The sequence below is a fragment of the Xanthomonas melonis genome (assembly GCF_020783655.1).
Lineage (GTDB): Bacteria > Pseudomonadota > Gammaproteobacteria > Xanthomonadales > Xanthomonadaceae > Xanthomonas > Xanthomonas melonis.
The window spans coordinates 84156-109136 of sequence record NZ_JAJGQH010000010.1 but is presented as its reverse complement, the minus strand read 5'-3'; the positions used below and the strand labels follow the sequence as shown (position 1 = coordinate 109136).

Here is a 24981-nt window from a genome sequence, read left to right as displayed (position 1 = left end):
GAAGCTGCCCAACGGGCAAATCGGCAGGCGGCGGTGGATGCGCCGGTATGGCCCTCATCCGGCGCTACGCGCCCCCTTCTCCCGCTTGCGGGAGAAGGGTATTGAAGCGCCCCCGCTTGCGGGAGAAGGGTATTGAAGCGCCCCCGCTTGCGGGAGAAGGATATTGAAGCGGACTCCCGCTTGCGGGAGAAGGAATTCAGACATCAGAACCAGCGACACTAGAACCAGCGACGCTGCTCGCCTGGGCCCTCGATATTGCTGACACAGCGACCGCACAGCTCCGGATGCCGCGGGTCGCTGCCCACGCTGGCCTGGTGGTGCCAGCAGCGTACGCACTTGGGCTTGGTGGTCGGCTGCGCGCTGACGAAGATGTCGTCGGTGCTGGCCGCGGTCACGGTGACGTCGCCGCTGATGAACAGGAAGCGTAGCTCCTGGCTCAACGGCTGCCAGCGCGCAGCGGTCTGCGCATCGGCCGCCACAGTGATTTCCGCTTCCAGGGCCGCACCGATGGCGCCATTGGCACGCATCGGTTCCAGCACCTTGGCCACCTGCTCGCGCAGCGTCAGCAGCTTGTCGACATCGGCACTGGTCAATGCGGCATCGGCCGGCAACGGCGCCAGGCCGTCGTACCAGGTGGCGAACAGGACGTTGCCGACATGCTCTCCCGGCAGATAGGTCCACAACTCGTCGGCGGTGAAGCTCAGCACCGGCGCGATCCAGCGTACGAACGCCTCGGCCACGTGGTACATCGCGCTCTGCGCCGAACGGCGGCCGCGCGAATCCTCGGCCATCGTGTACAGACGGTCCTTGGTGACGTCCAGGTACAACGAGCCCAGGTCCACGCTGCAGAAGTTCAGCAGCGCCTGCACGATTTCGGCGAAATCGTAGCGCGCATAGGCGGCCACGATCTTTTCCTGCAGCTCGTGCGCGCGATGCACAATCCAGCGATCTAGCAGCACCATCTCGTCCAGCGCCACCAGATGCTGCCGTGGATCGAAACCATGCAGGTTGCCGAGCAGGAAGCGCGCCGTGTTGCGCAGGCGGCGGTAGGCGTCGGCATTACGTTTGAGGATCTCCTGCGACAGCGACATCTCGTTGCTGTAGTCGGCCGAAGCGATCCACAGGCGCAGGATGTCCGCGCCCAGGGTCTTCATGATGTCCTGCGGCTCGATCCCGTTGCCCAGGGACTTGGACATCTTGCGACCGTGCTCGTCCACGGTGAACCCATGGGTGAGGCATTGCCTGTACGGCGCCGCCTTGTCCATCGCCACACCGGTCAACAGCGACGACTGGAACCAGCCGCGATGCTGATCCGAGCCTTCCAGGTACAGGTCGGCCGGCTTGGGCAGGCCGCGGTCCACCAGCACCGCTTCGTGCGTCACGCCCGAATCGAACCACACGTCCAGGATGTCGGTGATCTTGTCGTAGTCGGCGGCCTCGTCGCCGAGTAGCTCGGCCGCATCCAGCGTGTACCAGACATCGACGCCGCCCTGCTCCACGCGGTCGGCCACCTGGCGCAGCAACTCGGTACTGCGCGGATGCGGCTCGCCGGTTTCGCGGTGCACGAACAGCGCAATCGGCACACCCCAAGTGCGCTGACGCGAAATGGTCCAGTCCGGACGGCCCTCCACCATGCCGGCGATGCGCGCCTGGCCCCAGGACGGGTACCACGTCACGCCTTCGATGGCCTTGAGCGCATCGGCACGCAATCCGGCTTTTTCCATCGAGAAGAACCACTGCGGTGTGGCACGGAACGCGATCGGCGTCTTGTGCCGCCAGCAGTGCGGGTAGCTGTGCTCCATCTTGCTGGCCGCCAGCAGCACGCCGGTATCGCGCAGCGCCTCGATGATGATGTCGTTGGCCTTCCAGATATGCAGCCCGGCCAGCACGGTGTCGCCCAGCGGCGGCGTCGACGGCAGGTACACGCCGCGCCCGTCCACCGGGTTGATCTGCGCGGCGCCATAGCGCTCCAGCAGCCCGTAGTGCTTGGAGACCTGGTAGTCCTCCTGGCCATGGCCAGGGGCGGTGTGCACGGCGCCGGTACCGTCCTCGGCCGACACATGATCGCCCAGCAGCAGCGGGATCTCGCGCTCGGCATAGAACGGGTGCTCCAGCAGCATCTGCTCCAGCGCCGTACCCTTGGCATGGCCATGCACCACGACCTCGTCCACGCCGTAGCGGGCCAGCGCCTTGGCCGCCAGGGCCTCGGCCACCACCAGCCAGCGCGGCTGGCCGCGGTCGGCCGGGCCCTCGACCAGCACATAATCCAGGTCCGCGCCCAGGCTCACCGCCAGCGAGGCCGGCAGCGTCCATGGCGTGGTGGTCCAGATCGGCACCGCCACACCCACGCCCGCCGGCAGGCTCGCGCCGAATGCGGCAGCCACAGCCGCCGGGTCACGCACCGGATAGGCGATATCCACCGTCGGCGACACCTTGTCGGCGTATTCGATCTCGGCCTCGGCCAGCGCCGAACCGCAGTCGAAGCACCAGTGCACCGGCTTCACGCCACGGGTGAGGTGGCCGTTGTCGACGATCTTCGCCAGCGCGCGGATCTCGTTGGCTTCGAAGCGGAAATCCAGCGTCTTGTACGGGTTGTCCCAATCGCCGATCACGCCCAGCCGCTTGAAATCGCGCCGCTGCAGATCGATCTGCTCGGTCGCGTATTCGCGGCACTTCTGCCGAAATTCGGCCGCATCCAGCTTGACGCCGACCTTGCCGTACTTCTTCTCGATGGCGATCTCGATCGGCAGGCCATGGCAGTCCCAACCGGGGATATACGGCGCATCGAAGCCAGCCAGATACTTCGACTTGACGATGATGTCCTTGAGGATCTTGTTGACCGCATGGCCGAGATGGATCTGGCCATTGGCATACGGCGGGCCGTCGTGCAGCACGAACAGCGGGCGCCCTGCCGCATTGGCGCGCAGTTGCGCGTACAGCCCCTCGCGCTCCCAGCGCTCCAGCATCGCCGGCTCGCGCTTGGGCAGGTCGCCGCGCATCGGGAATTCCGTGGCAGGCAGATGAAGAGTGGCTTTGTAGTCTTGGGTCACAGGAATCTACCGTTGCGCTGGATTTCTTAAAAAGTCCGCACATGGATGTGCGGGCTCTTGCGAGGGACTCGCATGTCTATCGTCCGCACATGGACGTGCGGGCTCTTGCGAAGGACTCGCATCATAGGCCGGCTGTTGCGAAGGACTCGCCGTTGCTGCCAGCACCGCACGCGCCTGTTCGGCGTCGCGGTGCATCTGCACGGTCAGCGACTCCAGGCCATCGAACTTTTCCTCGTCGCGCAGCTTGGCGACGAATTCGACCTGCAGGTGCCGGCCATACAGATCGCCCTGGAAATCGAACAGGTGCGCCTCCAGCAGCGGCTCGACGCCGGCCACGGTCGGCCGCGTGCCGAAACTGGAGACCGATGGCCACGGCTGCGCGGCCACGCCATGCACCCAGGTCGCGTAGATGCCCGACAGCGCCGGGGTGCGCGAAAACCGCAGATTGGCGGTGGGATACCCCAGCGTGCGCCCCAGCTGCTTGCCGCGCACCACCCGCCCCCCGATGGCGTACGGGCGGCCGAGCAGGTCGGCGGCATGCGCAAACTCGCCCGCCACCAGCAATTGACGGATGCGCGTGGCGGAGATGCGCTCGCCGTGCAGATGCACCGACGCGATCTCGCCGGCCGCAAATCCATGCTGATCCCCCAGGGCGCGCAGCAAGGCGATGTCGCCACCACGGCGATGACCGAAGCGGAACTCCGGGCCGATCCACACCTCGCGGGCGCAGAGCCGGCGCACCAGCGCCAGGCGCACGAAGTCCTCGGCGCTCATCGCCGACAGGCGGCCGTCGAAGCGGATCAGGCCCACGCTGTCGGCACCGAAGCCGAGCAATCCTTCGATCTTGGCGCGCGCCAGGGTCAGCCGCGGCGGCGGTGCAGCCGGAGCGAAGAACTCGCGTGGCAACGGCTCGAAGCTCACCGCCACCGCAGGCACGCCGAGCGCGCGCGCGCGCGCAACCGCGTGCTGCACCAATGCCCGATGCCCCAGGTGCAGGCCATCGAAGGCGCCGATGCAGACCACGCTTCCGTGCGGGAACAGCGTCCCGCCCTCGACGTCTCTAAACAGCCTGCTCATTCCTCGATCCAAACAGATGCCGGCCTGCGGCCGGTCCTCGTTGATGCGTAACCCGTGAGTATAGCCGTGCCTGTCAACCCGCACGGCCCGCACCGATCACGCAAGCGCTCAGCGACACTACGCCTGCCGCCGGCGCGATGCGGCCCCCATCCGCGCTTCGGGCACCTTCCCCCGCACGCGGGGGAAGAGAGTCGACTCCAGGCTCAGCTCTCGCGCAAGTGGCGCGGCCGCAAGCCCAGCGCCAGCTGCGCTGCCAGGTAGGTCAGGCCGCCACTGCCGACCAGCACCGCCAGCCAGCCGATCCGTTGCCACTTGTCCATCGTGGTGAAGGACGGCAGCCACCACAGCAGACCCAACAGCACCGCCACCATCGCCGCACACGCCAGCAGCAGACGCGTCGCATAGCCCCCCCAACCCGGCCGGCGCTGATAGACGCCGGACCTGCCCAGCCAATACCACAGCAGCCCCAGGTTGAGATAACTCGACAGCGCACTGGCGATACCCAGCGCCAGATGCAGCCCCGGCTGCTTGCCCAGCGCCTGCATCACGCCCTGCGCCTTGAGCTCGGGCGGCACCATGAGCTGGTACAGCACTGCCAGGAAGGCGAAGTTGAACACCATATTGGCCACCAACGCGACCACACCGGCACGCACCGGGGTGCGGGTGTCCTGGCGCGCATAAAACGCCGGCAGCACCACCTTGAGCATGGCGTACGCCGGCAGGCCGAAGCTCAGCCCGTACACCGACAACGCCGTCATGCGGGTGTCGAAGGCGGTGAACTTGTGATACTGGAACAAGGTTGCCACCAGCGGCTCGGCCAGCAACAACAAACCCAGCATCGCCGGCACTGCAATCAGCAAGGTGGTCCGGAAGCCCCAGTCCAGCGCGCTGGAAAACGCGGCGCGGTCGGTCTTGACGTGATGGCGCGCCAGCGCCGGCAGGATCACCGTGCCCAGCGCCACGCCGAAGACGCCCAACGGCAATTCAAGGAATCGGTCGGCCAGCGACAACCACGACTGCGAGCCGTCGGTCAGCTTGGCGGCGATGACGGTGTCCAGCAGCAGGTTGATCTGCGCCACCGAGGAGCCGAACAGGGTCGGCACCATCAGGGTCAGCACCTTGCGCACCCCCGGATGTCGCCAGCCCCAGCGCGGCAGGGTCAACAGATCGATGCCTTTCAGCGAAGGCAGCTGGAACAGCAACTGCAGCATGCCCGCCGCCAGCACCGCCCAGCCCAGCGCGAGGATCTGCTTCTCCGGCGTACCACCCAGCCGCGGCGCCAGCCACACGGCCCCGGCGATCATGCACAGGTTGAGGATCACCGGAGTCAGCGCCGGCATGGCGAATTTCTGGAAACTGTTCAGCGCCCCGCCCGCCAACGCGGTCAGCGAAACGAACAGCAGGAATGGGAACGTCAGGCGAAACAGATCCACCAGCAGGCCATGCTTGGCCGGATCGGTATCCACTCCGCTGGAGAACAGCGTGGCCAGCTGCGGGGCGAAGATCAGCGCTAGCGCAGTGACCACCAGCAGCACGCCGCCGAGAGTGCCGGCCACGCGCGCCATCAGCTCGCGCAGCTCGGCATGCGGCCGGGTCTCCTTGACCTCGGTGAACACTGGCACGAAGGCGGTGGCAAAGGAGCCTTCGGCGAACAGCCGGCGCAGGAAATTGGGGACCCGGAAAGCCACCCAGAACGCATCGGTCACCGCATTGCTGCCGAAGGTGGTGGTCACCACCTGGTCGCGCACCAATCCCAACACCCGCGAGACCATGGTCATACTGCTGAACGAGAGCAGGCCCCTCAACATGCGGGGTGTGCTCATGGGCGATCCCTCTTGACAACTGACTTGACGTACATAATTGGGTCCATCATACTTTCGCGCTTGCTTTTTCCACCATACCGATTTTTCAGGAACCCACCACCGTGGCCAATATCAAGTCCGCCAAGAAGCGCGCCAAGCAGACCGTTGTGCGCAATGAGCGCAACACCGGCCAGCGCTCGATGCTGCGCACCGCCGTCAAGAAGGTGATCAAGGCCCTTGACGCCAACGATGCTGCAGGCGCCGAAGCCGCCTTTGCCGTCGCCCAGCCCATTCTCGACCGTTTCAGCGCCCGCGGCCTGATCCACAAGAACAAGGCTGCACGTCACAAGAGCCGCCTGACCGCACGCATCAAGGCCATCAAGGCCGCGTAAGCGATCAACCGCGTCAACGCCGGCAGCCTGGCTTCCGGCAATACAGAAAAACCCGGCCTTGGCCGGGTTTTTTGTGCGCCCGCTGCGGCACTCAGCCCGCATCGCGCGCTTCGAGCTCGTCCTCGCGCTGGCGGTCGAAGAACGCCATGACGTCCTTCATGATCGGGAAGGTGCCATCGCGACCCAGCGCCGAGACCAGATACCATGGCGCCGTCCAGCCCAGCTCGGCCACGATGGCCTCGGCAGCGGCACGCGCCTCGTCCTCGAACATCAGGTCGGCCTTGTTGAGCACCAGCCAGCGCGGCTTCTTCAGCAACTCCGGGTCGTGACGCTCCAGCTCGCGTTCGATCGTGCGCACCTGTTCGGCCGGCGATACACCCTCCACGCCACCATCCATCGGGGCCATGTCCACCAGGTGCAGCAGCAGGCGGGTGCGCTGCAGATGACGCAGGAACTGCGTGCCCAGGCCGGCACCGTCGGCCGCACCCTCGATCAGACCCGGCACGTCGGCAATGACGAAGCTGCGATGGGCCTCGACGCTGACCACGCCCAGATTCGGGTAGAGCGTGGTGAACGGATAGTCGGCCACTTTCGGTGTCGCCGCCGACACCGCGCGGATCAGCGTGCTCTTGCCGGCATTGGGAAAGCCGAGCAGGCCGACGTCGGCCAGCAGCTTGAGTTCGAGCTTGAGCAGCCGCTCCTCGCCCTCCTCGCCGGTGGTGGCCTGGCGTGGCGCACGGTTGACCGAGCTCTTGAAATGCATGTTGCCCAGACCGCCCTTGCCGCCCTTGGCCACCAGCAGGCGGTCGCCATGCTGGATCAGGTCGCCAATCACTTCATCGGTCTGCACATTGATCACCACAGTGCCGACCGGCACCACGATGATGCGGTCTTCGCCGCCCTTGCCATAGGCCTGGCGCCCCATGCCGTTCTCGCCGCGCTGCGCCTTGAAGGTGCGCTCATGACGGAAGTCGACCAGGGTATTGACGTTCTCGTCGGCCACGATCCAGACACTGCCGCCGGCCCCGCCATCGCCACCATCCGGCCCACCCAGCGGAATGAACTTCTCGCGGCGGAAGCCGACACAGCCATTGCCGCCATTACCGGCGGTGACCAGGATTTCTGCTTCGTCGACTAGCTTCATGGGATTCGGAATTCGTGATTTGGGATTGGTAACAGCACCGCAGGACGCCGCTTGGCGGTCGCGGAAACAGCAGGAAGCAACGGTATCGAGACTCTCGAAATCCGCCATTGCGAATCCCGAATCCCCACTCCCGGCCCTCAAACGAAAAACCCCGCAAAAGCGGGGCTTTCCGTCTGGCCCGCAAGGCGTTACCGCCTCGTGGACTGGCCTGCATGGAGCGGGCGATTACGCCTCGGCAACCACGCTGACGGTACGACGCTTCTTCGGGCCCTTGGTGGAGAACTCCACCTTGCCGTCGACCAGCGCGAACAGCGTGTGGTCACGACCCAGGCCGACGCCGGCGCCCGGATGGAACTGGGTACCGCGCTGACGCACGATGATGTTGCCAGCCTCGATGACCTGGCCGCCAAACATCTTCACGCCGAGGTACTTCGGGTTGGAATCGCGACCGTTGCGCGAGGAACCTACGCCCTTTTTATGTGCCATGACTGGTTCTCCTTACTTCTTGTCGCCACCGGCGATGCCGGTGATCTCGATTTCGGTGTAGTGCTGACGATGTCCCTGACGCTTCATGTGGTGCTTGCGGCGACGGAACTTGATGATGCGCACCTTGTCGGCGCGGCCGTGGGCCACGACCTTGGCGGTGACCGAGGCGCCCTTCAGCGCATCGCCCAGCTTGATGCCGTCGCTGTCGCCCAGCATCAGGATGGTGTCGAACTTGATCTCGTTGCCGGCTTCGACTTCGAGCTTTTCCACGCGGAGCGTTTCGCCCTGCGCGACGCGGTATTGCTTACCGCCGGTTACCAGAACTGCATACATGACCAGGTGTTCCTCTGTAGTTATTATGGTCGCCTGACTTGCCCTTGGGGCAGACAGGAGCGGAATTGTACTTGCCAGGCTGGTTTCGGGTCAAGTCGCAGGCAGATCGGCCACAACCACCCCCGCAATGGGCCGGTGGAACGCATCATCCGGCCGCCACAACGGCCCCGGCAGACTGGCATCTGGGGCAATTGCCCTCACCTAGGTCGGCGGGTAGGCTGATCGACTGCCACTCATTCCTGCTGAGCACGCTCGCACCACCGCCGGTTCGCCGGCCCGACATCGGATCCCCCATGGCGATGGATTTCATCCGCATCCGCGGCGCGCGGACGCACAACCTCAAGAACATCGACCTCGACCTGCCCCGCGACAAACTCATCGTGATCACCGGCCTGTCCGGATCGGGCAAGTCGTCGCTGGCGTTCGACACCATCTACGCAGAAGGCCAGCGCCGCTACGTCGAGTCGCTGTCGGCGTACGCGCGCCAGTTCCTGAGCGTGATGGAAAAGCCGGACCTGGACCACATCGAAGGCCTGTCCCCGGCCATCTCGATCGAACAGAAATCCACATCGCACAACCCGCGCTCCACTGTCGGCACGATCACCGAGATCTACGACTACCTGCGCCTGCTCTATGCACGCGTGGGCCAACCGCGCTGCCCGGACCATGGCTTCCCGCTGGAAGCGCAGACCGTCAGCCAGATGGTCGACCACATGCTGACCCAGGACCAGGAGCAGCGCTACATGCTGCTGGCGCCGGTGATCCGCGACCGCAAGGGCGAGCATGCGCAGGTGTTCGAACAACTGCGCGCGCAGGGTTTCGTGCGCGTGCGCGTGGACGGCGAACTGTACGAGATCGATGCGGTGCCGCCGCTGGCGCTGCGCCAGAAGCACACCATCGAAGCGGTGATCGACCGCTTCCGTCCGCGCGAGGACATCAAACAACGCCTGGCCGAAAGTTTCGAAACCGCACTCAAGCTGGGCGAAGGCATGGTGGCGGTGCAGTCGCTGGACGACCCGACCGCCGCGCCGCATCTGTTCTCGTCCAAGTACAGCTGCCCGGTGTGCGATTACTCGCTGCCGGAGCTGGAACCGCGGCTGTTCTCGTTCAACGCCCCGGTGGGCGCCTGCCCGAGCTGCGATGGCCTGGGCGTGGCCGAGTTCTTCGACCCCGATCGCGTGGTTGTGCATCCCGAATTGTCGCTGTCGGCCGGCGCGGTGCGCGGCTGGGACCGCCGCAACGCCTACTACTTCCAGCTGATCGCTTCGCTGGCCAAGCACTACAAGTTCGACGTGGACGCGGTCTGGAACACGCTGCCGGCCAAGGTGCGCCAGGCGGTGCTGTTCGGCAGTGGCGACGAGGTGATCAGCTTCACCTACTTCACCGATGCCGGCGGGCGCACTACGCGCAAGCATCGGTTCGAAGGCATCCTTCCGAACCTGGAACGCCGTTACCGCGAAACCGAATCGCCGGCGGTGCGCGAAGAGCTGACCAAGTACGTCAGCCAGCAGCCCTGCCCTGCCTGTAACGGCACGCGTCTGAATCGCGCCGCGCGCAATGTGTTCGTGGCCGATCGTCCGCTGCCCGAGCTGGTGGTGCTGCCGGTCAACGAGGCGTTGAGCTTTTTCCGTGGCCTGTCGTTGCCGGGCTGGCGCGGCGAGATCGCCGCCAAGATCGTCAAGGAGATCGCCGAGCGCCTGGGGTTCCTGGTCGATGTGGGCCTGGACTACCTCACGCTGGAACGCAAGGCCGACACCCTGTCCGGCGGCGAGGCGCAACGCATCCGCCTGGCCAGCCAGATCGGCGCAGGTCTGGTCGGGGTGATGTATGTGCTGGACGAGCCGTCGATCGGCCTGCACCAGCGCGACAACGAACGCCTGCTCGGCACGCTGACGCGGCTGCGCGATCTTGGCAACACCGTGATCGTGGTCGAACACGACGAAGACGCGATCCGCCTGGCCGACCACGTGCTGGACATCGGCCCTGGCGCGGGCGTGCATGGCGGCGAGATCTGCGCGCAAGGCACGCTGGACGACATTCTGGAATCGCCGCGCTCGTTGACCGGCCAATACCTGTCCGGCAAGCGCCGCATCGAGATTCCCAAACAACGCCACAAGCCCAATCCGAAGATGATGCTGCATCTGCGCGGGGCCACCGGCAACAATCTCAAGAATGTCGATCTGGACATTCCGGCCGGCCTGCTGACCTGCATCACCGGCGTGTCCGGGTCGGGCAAGTCCACGCTGATCAACGACACGCTGTTCTCGCTGGCGGCCAACGAGATCAACGGCGCCTCGCATCCGGTGGCGGCTTATCGGGAAATCGAGAACCTCGACCTGTTCGACAAGGTAGTGGATATCGACCAGTCCCCGATCGGTCGTACGCCGCGGTCCAACCCTGCCACCTACACCGGCCTGTTCACGCCATTGCGCGAGCTCTATGCGCAGGTACCGGAAGCGCGCGCGCGCGGTTACTCGCCCGGTCGCTTCAGCTTCAACGTGCGCGGCGGCCGCTGCGAAGCCTGCCAGGGCGATGGCCTGATCAAGGTGGAGATGCACTTCCTGCCGGACGTGTACGTGCCCTGCGATGTCTGCCACGGCAAGCGTTACAACCGCGAGACCCTGGAAATTCTGTACAAGGGCTACAACATCAACGACGTGTTGCAGATGACGGTGGAAGACGCGCTGCGCCTGTTCGAACCGGTGCCGGCGATCGCGCGCAAGCTGGAAACGCTGGTGGATGTGGGCCTGAGCTACATCAAGCTGGGGCAGAGCGCGACCACCTTGTCCGGCGGCGAGGCCCAGCGCGTCAAGTTGTCCAAGGAGCTGTCGCGGCGCGACACCGGCCGCACCCTGTACATCCTCGACGAGCCGACCACCGGCCTGCATTTCCATGATATCGAAGCCCTGCTCGGCGTGCTGCACAAGCTGCGCGACGAGGGCAACACGGTGGTGGTGATCGAACACAACCTCGACGTGATCAAGACCGCCGACTGGATCGTGGACCTGGGCCCGGAGGGCGGCCACCGTGGCGGCACCGTGCTGGTGTCCGGCACGCCGGAGGAAGTGGCTGCCGAACCGAGATCCTATACCGGGCAGTTCCTGGCCAAGATGCTGCCGTCGGTCAAGGCACGCGAGACGCGCCCTGCGGCGATGGCCAACAAGCCCGATGCGCGCCCGCCGCGCAAGGTCAAACCGGAGAAGGCGAGCAAAACCGCCGCCTCCGCCACCAAGAAGACTGCGAAGAAGAAGGCAAGCCGATGAGCGAACACAAGGTCCTGGCACGCATCCCGATCAGCGTGCGCTGGCGCGACATGGACAGCATGGGGCATGTCAACAATGCCAAGTACATCTCCTACCTGGAGGAAGCGCGCGTGCGCTGGATGCTCGGCGTGCAGGGCGTGGCGATGACCGATCGCATCGCGCCGGTGGTCGCCGCCACCAACGTCAACTACAAGCAGCCGTTGATCTGGCCCAACGACATCACCGTAGAGCTGTTCGTCGAACGCCTGGGCACCAGCAGCGTGACCATCGGCCACCGCATCTTCGACCAGAAGGACGACAGCAAGCTGTATTCGGACGGCAACGTGGTGGTGGTATGGATCGATACGCAGACCGGCAAGAGCGCCGCGCTTCCCGACGCCGTGCGGGCCGCCAGTAGCTGAGCGGCGAGCGGCGGCAGCGCGACGGACGCGACTGTTTCCCAGGACGGCGGCTCCCCCAGGAGCCGCCGTTTTTCATGCGACCGCAACGGTGCCGTGCCCGGGCACGCATCGGGGGCGACGCGTGCCGGCAAGCGGCTGCATGCAGCAACCGTTTGGCGGCAGTGCGACGGCACCTCTCGCAACCATCTGGGCGCGCCAGCGGCTCATGCGGGGCGCACGCCCCACCACCGCATTTCAGGACCCGGGTGCGCGCTTGCGTGCCTGAAGCGTCGCCTGGATCTGACGGCCATCCTGCAGGGTGAACGTCACCGGCACCTGCGCACCTTCCTGCAACGGCGCCCGCGCTTCCATCAGCATCAGATGCAGGCCGCCCGGCACCAGCGCGACCGTCCTGCCGGCCGGCAGCGTCAGCTCCGGCACTGCGCGCATGCGGCTGACGCCGTCGCTGTGCGTGGTTTCGTGCAAGGACACATCCGCGAACGTTCCGCTCTTCACCGCGGTGACCTTCAGCGCTTGCGGGCAGCCGTTGTGGAACTGTCCGAAGCCGGCCGCCATCCCCATGCCACCGGGTGGCGGGATGCGGATCCAGCCGGCCTTGAATTCCGGTACGCACTGCGCCGCAACGCCAGCACTGGCCGACATCGCAATTGCCGCTGCCATCGCACCGAGCAGCACACGTGCATGCCGGTGCCGCCTGCTTCGACTGCCGTCTATCATGTCCCGACCTCCAGGAGCCCCGAATGAGCATCCAGATCTTAGACCATGGCCGTGTTCGCGAAATCCGCCTGGCGCGCCCGCCGGTCAATGCGCTGGACAGCGCGCTATGCCAGGCACTGAGCGCAGCCGTGCAGCAGGCCGGCGACGAGGCCGACGGCATCGTGCTGTCGGGCGGCGAACGGATCTTTTCCGGCGGCATGGATGTGCCGCAGTTGCTGGCGCACGGCAGCGACCGCGCCGCGCTGCTGGCCAGCTGGACGGCGTTCTTCGAAGCGGCGCAGGCGCTGGCCAACAGCCGCATTCCGGTAGTGGCCGCGATCGGCGGGCATGCACCGGCCGGCGGCTGCGTGCTCGCGTTGTGCTGCGACTACCGGGTGATGGCACGCAGCGCCGACACCGCCAGGCCGTACGCGATCGGCTTGAACGAAGTGCAGGTGGGCCTGGCCGCCCCGGAAGGCATCCAGCGCCTGCTGCGCCGGGTGGTGGGTGCACACCGCGCCGAACGCCTGCTGATCTCCGGGCAGATGCTGCCGGCCGAACAGGCCGTGCAGATCGGCCTGGTGGACGAACTGGTCGATGGCGAGTTGGTCACCGCGCGTGCAGTGGCCTGGCTTCAGGAGCTGCGGCAGTTGCCGCGCCAACCGATGCTGGCCACGCGCGCGGTGGCGCGTGCGGATCTACGCGCCGCGCTGGCGCCGGAGCTGATCCAGCTGGAACGCTTCGTCGACGGCTGGTATGCGCCCGACGCCCAGGCCGCCCTGCATGGCCTGGTGGCACGTCTGCAGAAGGTCTGAGCGCGCCCGGCCGGCAGCGAGCGCCGGGCCGGCCGCTATAATCGCGGTCCGTCGCACGCCCAGGCCAGCCTCTTGTCCGCCACCGCCGAACCCGTGGTCTCCGAACTGATCAGCCTGCTGTCGCTGGAGCGCCTGGAAGACAATCTGTTTCGCGGCCAGAGCCGCGACATCGGCACCAAGTACGTGTTCGGCGGCCAGGTGCTGGGCCAGGCCTTGTCGGCGGCGCAGGCCACGGTGGACAACGGCCGCCAGGCGCATTCGCTGCACGCCTACTTCCTGCGGGCCGGCAATATCGATCACCCCATCGTCTACGACGTCGACCGCACCCGCGACGGCGGCAGTTTTTCGGTGCGACGGGTCACCGCGATCCAGCACGGCAAGGTGATCTTCTTCTGCGCGGCCTCGTTCCAGGAGCGCGAAGGCGGCGCCGAGCATCAGTCGGCGATGCCGGTGGTGCCGCCGCCGGAAGACATCGAGCCGGCAGCCCCGCTGGCACCGGAGGTGTTGGCCAAACTGCCGGCCAAGGTGCAGCGCTGGCTGTCGCGCGGCGGCCCGTTCGAGTTTCGCCACGTGTTCCCGCGCGACGAACTCAAGCCACCCAAACGCCCTCCGTTCCAGCAGATGTGGCTACGGCTGACCGACCCCATCGGCGACGATGTGGGTCTGCACCAGGCACTGCTGGCCTATGCCTCGGACTTCCAGCTACTGGGTACCTCCACGTTTCCGCATGGCATCAGTTACTACACGCCGAACGTGCAGATGGCCTCGCTCGATCATGCGCTATGGTTCCACCGCCCGTTCCGTACCGACGACTGGCTGCTGTACTCGCTGGACAGCCCTACCGCGCAAGGCGCACGCGGCCTGGCGCGCGGACAGTTCTTCACCCGCGACGGCGTGCTGGTGGCCAGCACCACGCAGGAAGGGCTGATTCGCGTGGTGCCCGACGGCAGCGCGAGTGCCGTGCCGGCCAAGGAGTAGGCAGTGCCACGCGCGCGGGGCCGGGGTCGATCCGCCCGGCGCATCCCGGCGCGACCGACTGCAGCACTGCCCACGCCGCGCGAACGGCCGCAGCACGAGCTGGCATGCTTGTCCGCGCGCGCGCCGCCTCCCCCACCCGCGCGCCCCGTCCCCAATGCTTCCTCTTGAACCGGCGCCGCAGCGGCGCCATCTGTTCCGGACCCAACGGTGTTTTCCACCATGCGCAAGATCTTCAGCAGTCAACGTATCGAAACCGCCGAAGGCGTGGCCAACCTATTGCGCGAGGCCGGCATCGAGATCCGCATCAGCAATGGCCGCTCCTACCAGAGCAAGCGCGGCGGCCAGTTCAGCTATCTGGAACAGGGCAATGCGCAGGCCCATCCCACCGTGTGGATCGTGCATGCCAACGACCAGCCACGTGCCCGCGATCTGCTGCGCGAGGCACGTCTGCTGGACACTACCCGCCGCGACCTGCCGAACGTGGAATACACCTTTCGCGAAGGCGAGAACGGCTCAAGCGCCAGCGCACGCAGCTGGGCCTGGCGCATCCGCCTGGTGCTGCTGCTGGTGATCGGCGCAGTGGCCACGGTGGTGGTGATGCGCCATCGCGCTGCACCAGCGCCGGCAGCGCCCGCTGCATCGCAGCCCGCGCCGACTGCAGCTCCGCCAACAGAAGACGATGAGGTGCGCGTACGGATCCAGCCGGCGCGCTGAACAAGCCAGGGGCGCGGACCCGCGGCCGTCGGGTGGCGGTTCCGTGCCCAGGATCGACGAACCGCAGACGCGCGGACCGAAAAGTGCCGCCCCTGCTCCCCCAGGAGCAGAGCTTCGTCACCGTTGTCGGCGTCCGCCTGGCGCGTGTAATGCCTGCGTCGCCGGCCCGATTCCAGCCCGGCACGGTGCGTCTGGCGCGGCACGCGTGAAGGCCGTCAGCGTCACACGCTGCCGGCGACGGCCTGACTGCCGGTTGCTCCCCATGGCAAGCGGCACCCGCCTGCGACGACCGCACTGGTCACATCCGTCGCGGCGATGCGTCCTGCTGGCAACAGGACATAGACTGCGCCGATGAACACCGACACGCTGGACCTGATGTTGCAACGCGAGCTTCCCCACGCTGCAGCCGGCTGCCAGCAGGCGTATGGCCGGATCGTGACGGCATGCCAGAACACGGTCACCGCCATTGCACTGGCGATCACCCGCGATATCGCCGCCAGTGAGGACATCGCCCAGGAAGCCTTCCTGCGTGCCTGGCAGCGCCTGGCGCAGTTGCATCAACCCGCCAGCTTCCTGCCGTGGCTGCGCCAGATCACCCGCAACCTGGCGCGTGATTGGCTGCGTGCCAATCGCCACCGCGCGCTCAGCGGCGAAGCGGCCGACCTGGCGATCGCGATGGCAGCCGATCCGGCACCCTCGCCCACCGATCGCTTGCTGCAGGTGGAAGAGGAGATCGCCGCGCTCGACATCATTTCCGCGCTACCGGAAGAAACCCGCGAAACGCTGCTGCTGTATTACCGCGAAGGCCAGAGTTCGCAGCAGGTCGCATCGCTGCTGGGCCTCAGCGACGCTGCGGTGCGCAAGCGGCTGTCGCGCGCGCGCGCCAGCGTGCGCAGCGATCTGATGCGTCGATTTGGCGATTTCGCACGTGGCAGCGCGCCCAGTGCGGCCTTCGCGACCACGATGGCCTCGGCAGTCATGCTGGCAGCACCGGGCACCGCAAGCGCGGCGATCGTGTTGGGCGGCGCGGGCAAGCTCGGTGCTGGCGGGTTGACCGGCTCGGCACTCAGCGGCGGTGGCGCTGCCGGCGCGTTGAGCGTCTGGTTCGGCGCGCCCGCATTGATTGCGGCAGGTAGCGTGGTGATCGCCGCGCTGGGAACCTATTGGTCGGGCTGGTATCTGCTGCGTTTTGCACGCACGCCGGCCGAAGTCGGGGCCATCAGCCGCTTCATCCGTACCAGCACGGTGACGGCCGCGCTGCTGTGTTGCGCGACGCTGGTGCTGCACCGCTTCAGCCACAGCGGATGGCCTGCGTTGCTGGTGCTGTGTGCGGGACTGGCGGTCGTCAATTACCAGACGATGGCCGTGCTGCCACGCCTCATGCGCCCCATGCTGGAGCGCGAGGCACGCAACCGCGGCACCACGCGAGCCCCCTGGCTCTATCGCTGCATGTTCAGCCCTGGCGCAATGCTCGTCAGTACCGCGGCGGTGCTGCTGCCGGTCCTGCGCCATTACCTCGTCCGGGGAATGCTGTAACGCGTCCGGGAGCCTGCTCCAGCACCGCAACGGCCGATGCCACAAGGAGTAACCGGATTCCGTACACCGACGCTCCGCAAGGCAGGGTGCCATCCGGGCGCGCCAGCAGAAGCCTTGGACACAGCGCTGGCCGTCACCCGGCAAGTGATCGCAGTCGTGCCCAGGGTGCAATCGCCACCTGTCCGACGGTATCGCTCGCATGGATTGCCCCGACATAGTGCAGGCGCACGCGGTGCATACGCCCCTGCCAGACGGCTCAGAGCGGGCAACGGTGGCCATGCGTCATTCCGCCCCATACAGGCGGCTGTGTCCATAAAACAACGGCCCCCTGCTTGCACAGGAGGCCGTCGGTCGATCGGCGCCTTGTTACGTATTGCTGATGCTCTACCGTCTACTGAGAACGCGGTATGCCGGCTGTGCCTGGACTGCCGGGATGCGATCGCACGCTGCCAGCATCAGCTGCTCGCCGCAGGCTTGACCGGCATCGCATGCTTGCCGTGGTCGCCGGGGCCGCGCGGTCCGTGCTCGCCGCGCAGCTTCGATGCGGCATCGAATTCGGCCTTGCTCAGTTTGCCGTCCTTGTCGGTATCGGCTTTGGCGAACCACGCGTCGCGATGCTGCTGCATCCGCAGCTCACGGTCGGCACGATCGATAAAGCCATCCTTGTTGAGGTCCATCTGGTCGAAGCGCGCGGCGAATTTCGGATCGGCCTTGGCCTCCTCGCGGCTGATGCGCCCATCCTTGTCGGTGTCGAACTTGGCTAGCCAAGCGCCACGCCCCTCAGGTCTGGGGCCATGATGGCGCGGACGTTCATCGCGCGACAGCTTGCCGTCCTTGTTGGTGTCCAGCGTGTCGAACTGCGCGGCCAGCTTCGGGTTGGCAGCCGCTTCGCTGCGGTCGATCACACCATCGCCATTGCTGTCGAGCTTGGCAGGACGCGGCGCATCGCCGGGTGCCGGCGGGGTGGCGGCGACAACTGCGCCGGTAGACAGCGCAGCCAGCATGGCCAGGGCAAGAACGGGTTTGCGGGACGTCATGAGAAACTCCTGATCTGTGGGAACCACACGCGGCACTTGCATGGGCCGCATCGCGTAGGTGGCGCACCCGGATCTGCCGTGCGCTGCCACCAACACCCACATCAACGAGTCACCGGCACAGGCGTTGACGCGCGCATCGGCCGCATTCATGGAGCGGACAGTCGCCGCTGTTGCGACGCGCAGGCGCTATCCTGAGCGCATGGCCATCCACGCCGACACCCACGAGGACCTGCGCCTGTTTCAGACCGGCGAGCATGCCTGTGGCTACTGGCCGGACCGTCAGGCACGCGATCTGGTACTGGATCCACACGATCCGCGCCTGGGGACGATCTACCCGCAAGCCCTGGCGTGGGGATTCCGGCGTTCCGGCGATCTGGTCTATCGCCCGCATTGCGAGCGCTGCCGCGCGTGCGTACCGGTGCGCATCGCGGTGGACGCCTTCCACCCGGATCGCAGCCAACGCCGCTGCCTGGCACGCAATCACGACCTGGTGGTACGCATCGTCGCCGCCGAACGCACCGACGAGCAGCTTGCGCTGTACCGGCGCTATCTCAAGCACCGGCATCCCGGCGGTGGCATGGACGGGCATGGCGCGAGCGAGTTCGACCAGTTCCTGATCGGCGGCTGGTCGCATGGGCGCTTCCTGGAAATCCGCCAGGCATCGGTCGCGCATGCGCCCGGGCAACTGCTCGCGGTGGCGGTCACCGATGTCACCGAGCATGCGTTGTCGGCGGTGTACACGTTCTACGCACCGGAGGCGGCCGCGCGCAGTCTTGGCACCTTCGCAATCCTGCAGCAGATCCAGTGGGCACAGCGCGAGCGACGCGCACATGTCTACCTGGGCTACTGGATCGACGGTCACGCCAAGATGAACTACAAGCGCCGCTTCACTGCGCTGGAGGCCTACGACGGCCGCCATTGGCGTGGACTGCCCGCCAGCGCGCCGGCGCCGTAGGCTGCCAAACGACGACATCGGCCTGCCGTATCGGCCATGCGAGAATGCCGCCATGATCAGACCTCTCCTGCTGCTGGCGCTGACCGCGCTGTGCACCGCCTGTACCCATCGCACGCCTTCCGCCACCACAGCGCCCGATCCCTCGCCCGAGCCGGCGACCGCGCCCTTGCGCATCGCCACGTACAACACCTCGTTGTATTCGGACCAGGCGGGCGGCCTGATCCGCGAACTGCAGGGCGACAGCGCGCATGCGCGCAAGATCGCTGCGGTACTGCAGCGTGTGCGCCCGGATCTGGTACTGCTCAACGAGTTCGACTTCGATCCGGACCACCGTGCCGCCGATCTGTTCCAGCAGCGCTATCTACAGGTGGCACAGCCGGGTGGCGGCGAGCCGCTGCGTTATCCGTATCGGTATCTGGCGCCGGTCAACACGGGCGTCCCGAGCGGGCTGGATCTGGACAACAGCGGCAGCGTCGGCGGCGATGGCCGCAACCGCGGCAACGACGCCTGGGGCTTTGGCCTGCATCCTGGTCAGTACGGCATGCTGGTGCTGTCGCGATATCCGATCGACACGCAGGCCGTGCGCAGTTTCCAGTTGCTGAAGTGGAGCACGTTGCCGGGCGCGCTGCGGCCGATCGACCCGGCCACGCGGACATCGTTCTACAGCGACGCGATCTGGGCGCAGCTGCGGCTGTCGTCCAAGTCGCATTGGGACGTGCCGGTACGCACGCCGCTGGGCGTGGTGCATGCGCTGGTGTCGCACCCCACTCCACCGGTGTTCGACGGCGCGGAAAAACGCAACGCCGCGCGCAACCACGACGAGCTCGCGCTATGGCGCGCCTACCTGGATGACACGGCCGACAGCAAGCGCTGGTTGTGCGACGACAAGGGAGGCTGCGGCGGCCTGGCGGCCGATGCACACTTTGTGATCCTTGGCGATCTGAACAACGACCCGATCGACGGCGCCGGCCGCCACGAAGCGATCCGGGCGCTGATCCAGCATCCGCGCGTGCTGCAGTACCCGGCCCCGCGCAGCGCCGGCGGCCCGGAAAAAACCGCCGACTACGCCGCGCAAGGCATCGCGCACATCGGCGACCCGCATCAGGTGACCGGCGACTTCGGCCCGCAGGCAGGCACCATGCGCCTGGACTATGTGCTGCCGTCGCGGCAGTTCACGCTGGTCGACAGCGGCATCTTCTGGCCGGCCAGCGCCAGCCCGGATGCAGCGATCGCCGATGGCAGCGACCATCATGCGGTGTGGGTGGATGTTGCTTGGTAGCCGGGATTGGTGATTAGGGATTGGGGATTCGGAAGGGCGAGTTGCTGGGCCGTCTGCGCTCTTCGCGCCTGTCTGGTAGGCCGACGCAGGTGCGTGCGGTTAATCGCGCTTAGACCCGCGGCGTTTGGCGCGTTGAAGAAGTGCAGCGGTGCGCTGCACTTCTCGGAATCTGCGGCGATCAGCCCTGCAACTGGATCGTCAGTGCCGCGGCGGCCGCGCGCGCCTTCTCGCGTGCGCCATCGATGCCATCGGCGCGCGCCAGGGTGACGCCAACGCGACGGTGGCCGTCCACACGTGGTTTGCCGAACAGGCGCAGCGCGGTCTCGGGATCGCGCAGCGCATCGGCCACGTTGTCGAACACCGGCACGCCATTGCCATGCGCCAGCAGCGCGCAGGATGCGGATGGGCCACTCTGACGGATGACGCCGCCGTCCTGCGCACCCACCGGCAGCCCGAGAATGGCGCGGGCGTGCAGCGCGAATTCGCTCAGGTCCTGCGACACCAGGGTGACCAGGCCGGTGTCGTGCGGGCGCGGCGAGACCTCGCTGAACCACACCTCATCGCCCTTCACGAACAATTCCACGCCGAACAGGCCCCAGCCCCCCAGGTCATCGGTGATGGCTTTGGCGATCTGCTGCGAGCGGTGCAGCGCGGCCGCCGACATCGGCTGCGGCTGCCAGCTTTCGCGGTAGTCGCCATCCTGCTGCCAATGCCCGATGGGATCGCAGTACGAGGTGCCGCCAGCATGCCGCACGGTGAGCAAGGTGATTTCGTAATCGAAATCGATGAAGCCTTCGACGATGCAGCGGCCAGCACCGGCGCGCCCACCGGTCTGCGCGTACTCCCACGCGGTATCGATATCGGCCTCGCTGCGCAGCGTGCTCTGCCCCTTGCCGGAGGAAGACATCACCGGCTTGACCACGCACGGCAGGCCAACGGCGGCGATCGCTTCGCGGTACTCGGCTGCGGTGTCGACGAAGCGGTACGGCGAGGTCGGCAGGCCCAGCGTTTCGGCAGCCAGCCGGCGGATGCCTTCGCGGTCCATGGTCAGGCGCGCGGCGCGCGCGGTCGGAATCACTTTCTGACCCTGCTCGCGCTCCAGCGCCACCAGGGTTTCGGTATGGATGGCCTCGATCTCCGGCACGATCAGGTGCGGCTGCTCGCTGGCGATCAGCGCGCGCAAGGCGGCGGGATCGAGCATGTCCAGCACGTGCGAACGGTGCGCCACCTGCATGGCCGGCGCGTCGGCATAGCGATCTGCAGCGATCACCTCCACCCCCAGGCGCTGCAGCTCGATCGCGACCTCCTTACCCAGTTCGCCCGAGCCCAACAACAGTACGCGGGTGGCTGAAGGCGACAGCGGGGTGCCAAGAGTGGTCATGCGCTCATCCAGTTCGAGGGGGCGGCCATTTTAACGGGCCGATGACATGACCGCTGGTCGGAAAGCCGTCAAAAATTGATATCAATTTGATATCTTAATCCAAACCACAAGGACGCCCCAGCCATGAAAGAGCAATCCCTCGGTTCTGCCCCCGGCATTCCGGTGATCGTTATCAGTGTCGTCGTCTTGCTGCTGTCCGCCACGACGCTGATCGCCGCGGGCATGGGCTATCTGCCGATCCTGGCCATGCCGCCAGCCATTCTGGTGGCCGCCTGCAATGTGTTCGTCCTGGTCGGCCTGTACACGCTGGAGCCGAATCAGGCGGCCGTCCTGAGCCTGTTCGGCAAGTACGTCGGTACGGTCAAGGACCAGGGAATGCGCTGGAACAGCCCCTTCTACGCCAAGCGCCGGGTCAGCCAGCGCGTGCGCAACTTCGAAAGCGGGCGGCTTAAGGTCAATGAACTGGATGGCAGCCCGATCGAGATCGCGGCGGTGATCGTGTGGCAGGTGCTGGATGCCTCCGAGGCCGTGTACAACGTGGACGACTACGAAAGCTTCGTGCATATCCAGTCCGAAGCCGCATTGCGCGCGATGGCCACCAGCTACCCCTACGATCAGCACGAAGAAGGCCAGATTTCGCTGCGCAGCCACCCGGCCGAAATCAGCGAACAGCTCAAGCGGCATCTGGACGAACGCCTTACCCAGGCCGGTGTGGACGTGATCGAAGCGCGCATCAGCCATCTGGCCTATGCACCGGAAATCGCCCAGGCGATGCTGCAGCGCCAGCAGGCCAACGCGGTGATTGCTGCACGCACCCGCATCGTGGCGGGCGCAGTGGGCATGGTCGAAATGGCGCTGGCCGAGCTGCAGAAGAACGGCGTGGTGCAACTGGACGAGGAGCGCAAGGCGCATATGGTCAGCAACCTGCTCACCGTGTTGTGTTCTGATCGCGGTACCCAACCGGTGGTCAATGCCGGCTCGCTGTATTGAGGTGATGCAATGAATGTGATGGTGCCGCTGGCGGTTGCGCTTTCCGGGTTGCCCGCGCTGGCGATCGCCGCCTCGATCGGAGCGAACGACGACGACCGCGCGCGCGGCCTGGGCTTGCGCTGGGCGCTGATCAGCCTGGTCATCCTGGTCGGGGCAGCCTGCCTGTATTGGGCAGGCGACAACCGCGTCGGCATCTACGCGGTGGCGATCGGCATGATCGTCGGCGTCAATGCGCTGATCGTATCGATGGTCATGCACCTGCGTCGCCACGGCAGCCGCAGGAATGGCGAATGAGCGAAAAGAAGGCCTACCCGCTGCGTATCAATGCCGAAGTGCTGGCCGCTGCGCAGCGCTGGGCCGATGACGAGCTGCGCAGCCTCAACGCGCAGATCGAATATGTACTGCGCGATGCGTTGCGCAAGGCCGGGCGATTATCCAAGCCGCGCGACGAGCCGGAAGCGGACGCTTAAGCGCTCACCGCTCCAGGGGCATGCGCATGCGGAAGCGGCCACCCTGCCCATCGCCTGGCGATCGGCGTGGCGCCTGCGCCTCGCCTGCGCCTCGGACAGGGGCGAGGGCGCCGGGCGTGGGACGTCTGGCCGCGCACGGCCGTTCGCCCTACCCTGTCGCGATGCGCCCGACCCTGACCCTGCTGCTCAACACCACCGCTATCGAGCTGTTGCCTGCCGCGCTCCTGCGCGCGCGCAGCAACGCCGACGCCCGCGTCCTGGCGCAGTCCGACTGGCTGCTGCGGCGCAAGTCCGATGGGCGTTACCTGGCCGCGCACCTGCCGCAGGGCCTCATGCCGTTGATTCCGCGCCTGTCGCGCGAGCCCGGTCTGGACGAAGCGCTGGACCGGCTGCAGGCCGCCACCTCGGGGCCCGTGCGATCCGGCGGCGCGGCGCTGGCGATCGATGGACTGCAACGACGCCTGACACGACTGGGGCTGGCCGCGGACGATTACATGCGACAGACCGGCCTATCCCTGATCGCCGAACCGGCGACGCTGCAGTTCGCCGGACGCGATCGTTTCGGGCGGCCGTTGTGGTTGAGCGATGGTGCCGCGCGCGCGTGGCATCGCCTGCGCGCCACTGCGCTGCGCGCAGGCGTCGTGCTCGATGCGATCTCCGGCTACCGCAGCCATGCCTATCAATTGGGCATCTTCGAGCGGAAATTCGCGCGCGGACTGTCGTTGCAGCAGATCCTGGCGGTCAACGCTGCGCCGGGGTTCAGCGAACACCACAGCGGCGATGCCCTGGATATCGGCACCCCGGGCGAGGCGCCCGCCGAGGAATCGTTCGAAGACACTCCCGCGTTCGGCTGGCTATGCGCCAATGCGCAGCAGTTCGGCTACCGCATGAGCTATCCGCGCGGCAATCCGCATGGCATCGTGTACGAGCCGTGGCACTGGCGCTGGCATGCGCAGGCTTCGACATGACACGCATTCCGACGCTGCGGGCGCCACGGCCGGTCAATGATCCGTGCAATGCCGTCGCCGCTTGCCGAGGCTCCAGCATACGGGCGCGGCTCTACTCCTGCGAGCGTGGTGTCGGCACCTTGGCGGCCACGCTGAAGTCGGCGATCTTCCACAGGTAGAACGCGGCATAGCTGCGGTAGGGCCCCCAGCGCTCGCCGCGCCCGGCCAGTGCCTTGGCGGCGGGCATCAGCGCTTGTTTGTCCACGACCTGGGCGCCCTTGCGCACGCCCAGGTCGTCGACGGGCAGCAGATCCGGCCGACCCAACCGGAACATCAGCATCATCTCCACCGTCCAGCGGCCGATGCCGCGTACCGGCACCAGGGCCTCGACGATCGCCTCGTCGGACATGAAGGCAAGCCGGCGCAAGGAGGGAATCTCCCCAGCGAGCTCGCGCTGCACCAGATCGCGCAGCGCCAGCGCCTTGTTGCCGGACACACCGCAGGCGCGCAGCGCGGCATCGTCCACGCGCGCAAGCGTGTCCGCATGCAGCCGGTCGGATCCGATCGCAACCTCCACCCGCGCCACGATGGTGGACGCGGCCTTGCCGCTGAGTTGCTGGAACAGGATGGCGCGCGCCAATGCATCCACGGGGTCGAACGGTTTGCACCACCCCGGCTGCGGCGCGATGGGACCGATGCGCCGCATCCACGCACCCAGCGCACGATCGCGCCGCGACAGGTACGCGAAGGCGGCCTCTACATCGAACCCGCGGGCATGGCGCGGCATCTCAGCGCCTCAACGCACCGAAGGCCAGTACCACCCAGCCCAGCATCAAGCCGACGCCGCCCACCGGCGCCAAGCTGGTCGGCCAGTGCAGCAAGGCACCGCCGACCAGGCTGCCGGCGAACAGCAAGGTGCCGAGCAACAGCAGGTACAAGCCCACTCGCCCGAGAACGCGCGTTTCGGTGGCGCCCAGCACCGTCAGCACCGCGCCATGGCCGAACGCATATAGCGACGCCAACTGCAGCCGCGACTGCACCAGCGCATCGGCCACGCCGTGCGAGGCATAGGCCGACAGACCGACCGCTATGGCGGCCAGCAGGCCGCCGCAGAACGCCAATAGCGAGGGATGCTTCTTACGACGATCGAGCAAGGACATGCAGGCAACTTCCATGGCAGCGCGGTGACGCAAAAAAAAACGCGCCGCAGGACTGCGGCGCGTTCTTGTTCTAGA

The 24981-nt window shown here is 66.7% G+C and carries 24 protein-coding genes; 13 read left to right on the top strand and 11 right to left on the bottom strand.

Annotated elements, in window-relative coordinates; genetic code table 11:
• Positions 1-218 precede the first annotated feature (218 nt).
• From ileS to murJ, 3 genes are all read right to left on the bottom strand, one after another.
• Entirely contained in the window at positions 219-3050 is a 2832-nt protein-coding gene (gene ileS, locus LL964_RS11680) for an isoleucine--tRNA ligase (RefSeq protein ID WP_104584299.1), read from the bottom strand.
• 6 nt (positions 3051-3056) lie between these two features.
• On the bottom strand, positions 3057-4127 hold the full coding sequence (locus LL964_RS11675; protein WP_104584301.1) for a bifunctional riboflavin kinase/FAD synthetase: 1071 nt from the start codon (positions 4125-4127) through the stop codon (positions 3057-3059).
• Between the two features lie 203 nt (positions 4128-4330).
• Complete coding sequence (murJ, locus tag LL964_RS11670; RefSeq protein WP_104584303.1) at positions 4331-5935, bottom strand: murein biosynthesis integral membrane protein MurJ; 1605 nt, start codon at positions 5933-5935, stop codon at positions 4331-4333.
• A 116-nt stretch (positions 5936-6051) separates the two neighbouring features.
• Between murJ and rpsT the strand changes: the two genes are divergently transcribed.
• The gene (gene rpsT / locus LL964_RS11665; protein WP_002807888.1) at positions 6052-6321 is read left to right on the top strand and encodes a 30S ribosomal protein S20; all 270 of its coding nucleotides are present in this window, start codon (positions 6052-6054) and stop codon (positions 6319-6321) included.
• 91 nt (positions 6322-6412) lie between these two features.
• Here rpsT and obgE read toward each other — a convergent pair whose 3' ends face one another.
• From obgE to rplU, 3 genes are all read right to left on the bottom strand, one after another.
• Positions 6413-7465 (bottom strand): GTPase ObgE, encoded by a 1053-nt coding sequence (gene obgE, locus LL964_RS11660; RefSeq protein ID WP_104584304.1) that lies wholly within the window; start codon positions 7463-7465, stop codon positions 6413-6415.
• 225 nt (positions 7466-7690) lie between these two features.
• Positions 7691-7951, bottom strand: coding sequence for a 50S ribosomal protein L27 (rpmA, locus tag LL964_RS11655; protein ID WP_104584306.1), 261 nt, complete (start codon positions 7949-7951; stop codon positions 7691-7693).
• A 12-nt stretch (positions 7952-7963) separates the two neighbouring features.
• Positions 7964-8284, bottom strand: a complete 321-nt coding sequence (gene rplU, locus LL964_RS11650; protein ID WP_003484328.1) for a 50S ribosomal protein L21 — start codon at positions 8282-8284, stop codon at positions 7964-7966.
• Between the two features lie 293 nt (positions 8285-8577).
• Between rplU and uvrA the strand changes: the two genes are divergently transcribed.
• The gene (gene uvrA, locus LL964_RS11645) at positions 8578-11547 is read left to right on the top strand and encodes an excinuclease ABC subunit UvrA (RefSeq protein ID WP_104584308.1); all 2970 of its coding nucleotides are present in this window, start codon (positions 8578-8580) and stop codon (positions 11545-11547) included.
• On the top strand, positions 11544-11948 hold the full coding sequence (locus LL964_RS11640; RefSeq protein WP_007967522.1) for an acyl-CoA thioesterase: 405 nt from the start codon (positions 11544-11546) through the stop codon (positions 11946-11948). Before uvrA ends, LL964_RS11640 begins: the two co-directional genes overlap by 4 nt.
• 234 nt (positions 11949-12182) lie before the next feature.
• On the opposite strand, the gene LL964_RS11635 is transcribed toward LL964_RS11640, so the two are convergent.
• Positions 12183-12608, bottom strand: a complete 426-nt coding sequence (locus LL964_RS11635; protein WP_104585514.1) for a copper chaperone PCu(A)C — start codon at positions 12606-12608, stop codon at positions 12183-12185.
• An 80-nt stretch (positions 12609-12688) separates the two neighbouring features.
• Between LL964_RS11635 and LL964_RS11630 the strand changes: the two genes are divergently transcribed.
• From LL964_RS11630 to LL964_RS11615, 4 genes are all read left to right on the top strand, one after another.
• The gene (locus LL964_RS11630; RefSeq protein ID WP_104584310.1) at positions 12689-13459 is read left to right on the top strand and encodes an enoyl-CoA hydratase/isomerase family protein; all 771 of its coding nucleotides are present in this window, start codon (positions 12689-12691) and stop codon (positions 13457-13459) included.
• A 72-nt stretch (positions 13460-13531) separates the two neighbouring features.
• Positions 13532-14437: an acyl-CoA thioesterase II gene (gene tesB / locus LL964_RS11625; protein WP_104584312.1), complete on the top strand. Its 906-nt coding sequence runs from the start codon at positions 13532-13534 to the stop codon at positions 14435-14437.
• 219 nt (positions 14438-14656) lie between these two features.
• Positions 14657-15151 (top strand): putative signal transducing protein, encoded by a 495-nt coding sequence (locus tag LL964_RS11620; protein ID WP_104584314.1) that lies wholly within the window; start codon positions 14657-14659, stop codon positions 15149-15151.
• A gap of 351 nt (positions 15152-15502) precedes the next feature.
• Complete coding sequence (locus tag LL964_RS11615; RefSeq protein ID WP_104584316.1) at positions 15503-16687, top strand: RNA polymerase sigma factor; 1185 nt, start codon at positions 15503-15505, stop codon at positions 16685-16687.
• Between the two features lie 455 nt (positions 16688-17142).
• Here the strand turns inward: LL964_RS11615 and LL964_RS11610 are convergent, their stop codons facing one another.
• Positions 17143-17724, bottom strand: coding sequence for an EF-hand domain-containing protein (locus tag LL964_RS11610; protein ID WP_104585516.1), 582 nt, complete (start codon positions 17722-17724; stop codon positions 17143-17145).
• A 199-nt stretch (positions 17725-17923) separates the two neighbouring features.
• On the opposite strand from LL964_RS11610, the gene LL964_RS11605 reads away from it, so the two are divergent.
• Positions 17924-18679: an arginyltransferase gene (locus LL964_RS11605; RefSeq protein ID WP_104584318.1), complete on the top strand. Its 756-nt coding sequence runs from the start codon at positions 17924-17926 to the stop codon at positions 18677-18679.
• A gap of 52 nt (positions 18680-18731) precedes the next feature.
• Complete coding sequence (locus LL964_RS11600; RefSeq protein WP_104585517.1) at positions 18732-19958, top strand: endonuclease/exonuclease/phosphatase family protein; 1227 nt, start codon at positions 18732-18734, stop codon at positions 19956-19958.
• A 178-nt stretch (positions 19959-20136) separates the two neighbouring features.
• On the opposite strand, the gene purT is transcribed toward LL964_RS11600, so the two are convergent.
• Positions 20137-21339, bottom strand: coding sequence for a formate-dependent phosphoribosylglycinamide formyltransferase (purT, locus tag LL964_RS11595; RefSeq protein ID WP_104584320.1), 1203 nt, complete (start codon positions 21337-21339; stop codon positions 20137-20139).
• Between the two features lie 222 nt (positions 21340-21561).
• On the opposite strand from purT, the gene LL964_RS11590 reads away from it, so the two are divergent.
• The 4 genes from LL964_RS11590 (at position 21562) to LL964_RS11575 (ending at position 23767) form a co-directional block, all read left to right on the top strand.
• Entirely contained in the window at positions 21562-22329 is a 768-nt protein-coding gene (locus LL964_RS11590; RefSeq protein WP_425478132.1) for an SPFH domain-containing protein, read from the top strand.
• Positions 22330-22338: 9 nt separating this feature from the next.
• The gene (locus LL964_RS11585; RefSeq protein ID WP_104584324.1) at positions 22339-22623 is read left to right on the top strand and encodes a hypothetical protein; all 285 of its coding nucleotides are present in this window, start codon (positions 22339-22341) and stop codon (positions 22621-22623) included.
• Positions 22620-22799: a type II toxin-antitoxin system antitoxin gene (locus LL964_RS11580; RefSeq protein WP_104584326.1), complete on the top strand. Its 180-nt coding sequence runs from the start codon at positions 22620-22622 to the stop codon at positions 22797-22799. The genes LL964_RS11585 and LL964_RS11580 overlap by 4 nt, the downstream gene beginning before the upstream one ends.
• 161 nt (positions 22800-22960) lie before the next feature.
• Positions 22961-23767: a M15 family metallopeptidase gene (locus LL964_RS11575; protein ID WP_104584328.1), complete on the top strand. Its 807-nt coding sequence runs from the start codon at positions 22961-22963 to the stop codon at positions 23765-23767.
• 91 nt (positions 23768-23858) lie between these two features.
• Here the strand turns inward: LL964_RS11575 and LL964_RS11570 are convergent, their stop codons facing one another.
• Positions 23859-24533, bottom strand: coding sequence for a DNA-3-methyladenine glycosylase family protein (locus LL964_RS11570; RefSeq protein ID WP_104584330.1), 675 nt, complete (start codon positions 24531-24533; stop codon positions 23859-23861).
• A gap of 1 nt (position 24534) precedes the next feature.
• Complete coding sequence (locus LL964_RS11565; protein WP_104584332.1) at positions 24535-24921, bottom strand: DUF423 domain-containing protein; 387 nt, start codon at positions 24919-24921, stop codon at positions 24535-24537.
• Positions 24922-24981: the final 60 nt, after the last annotated feature.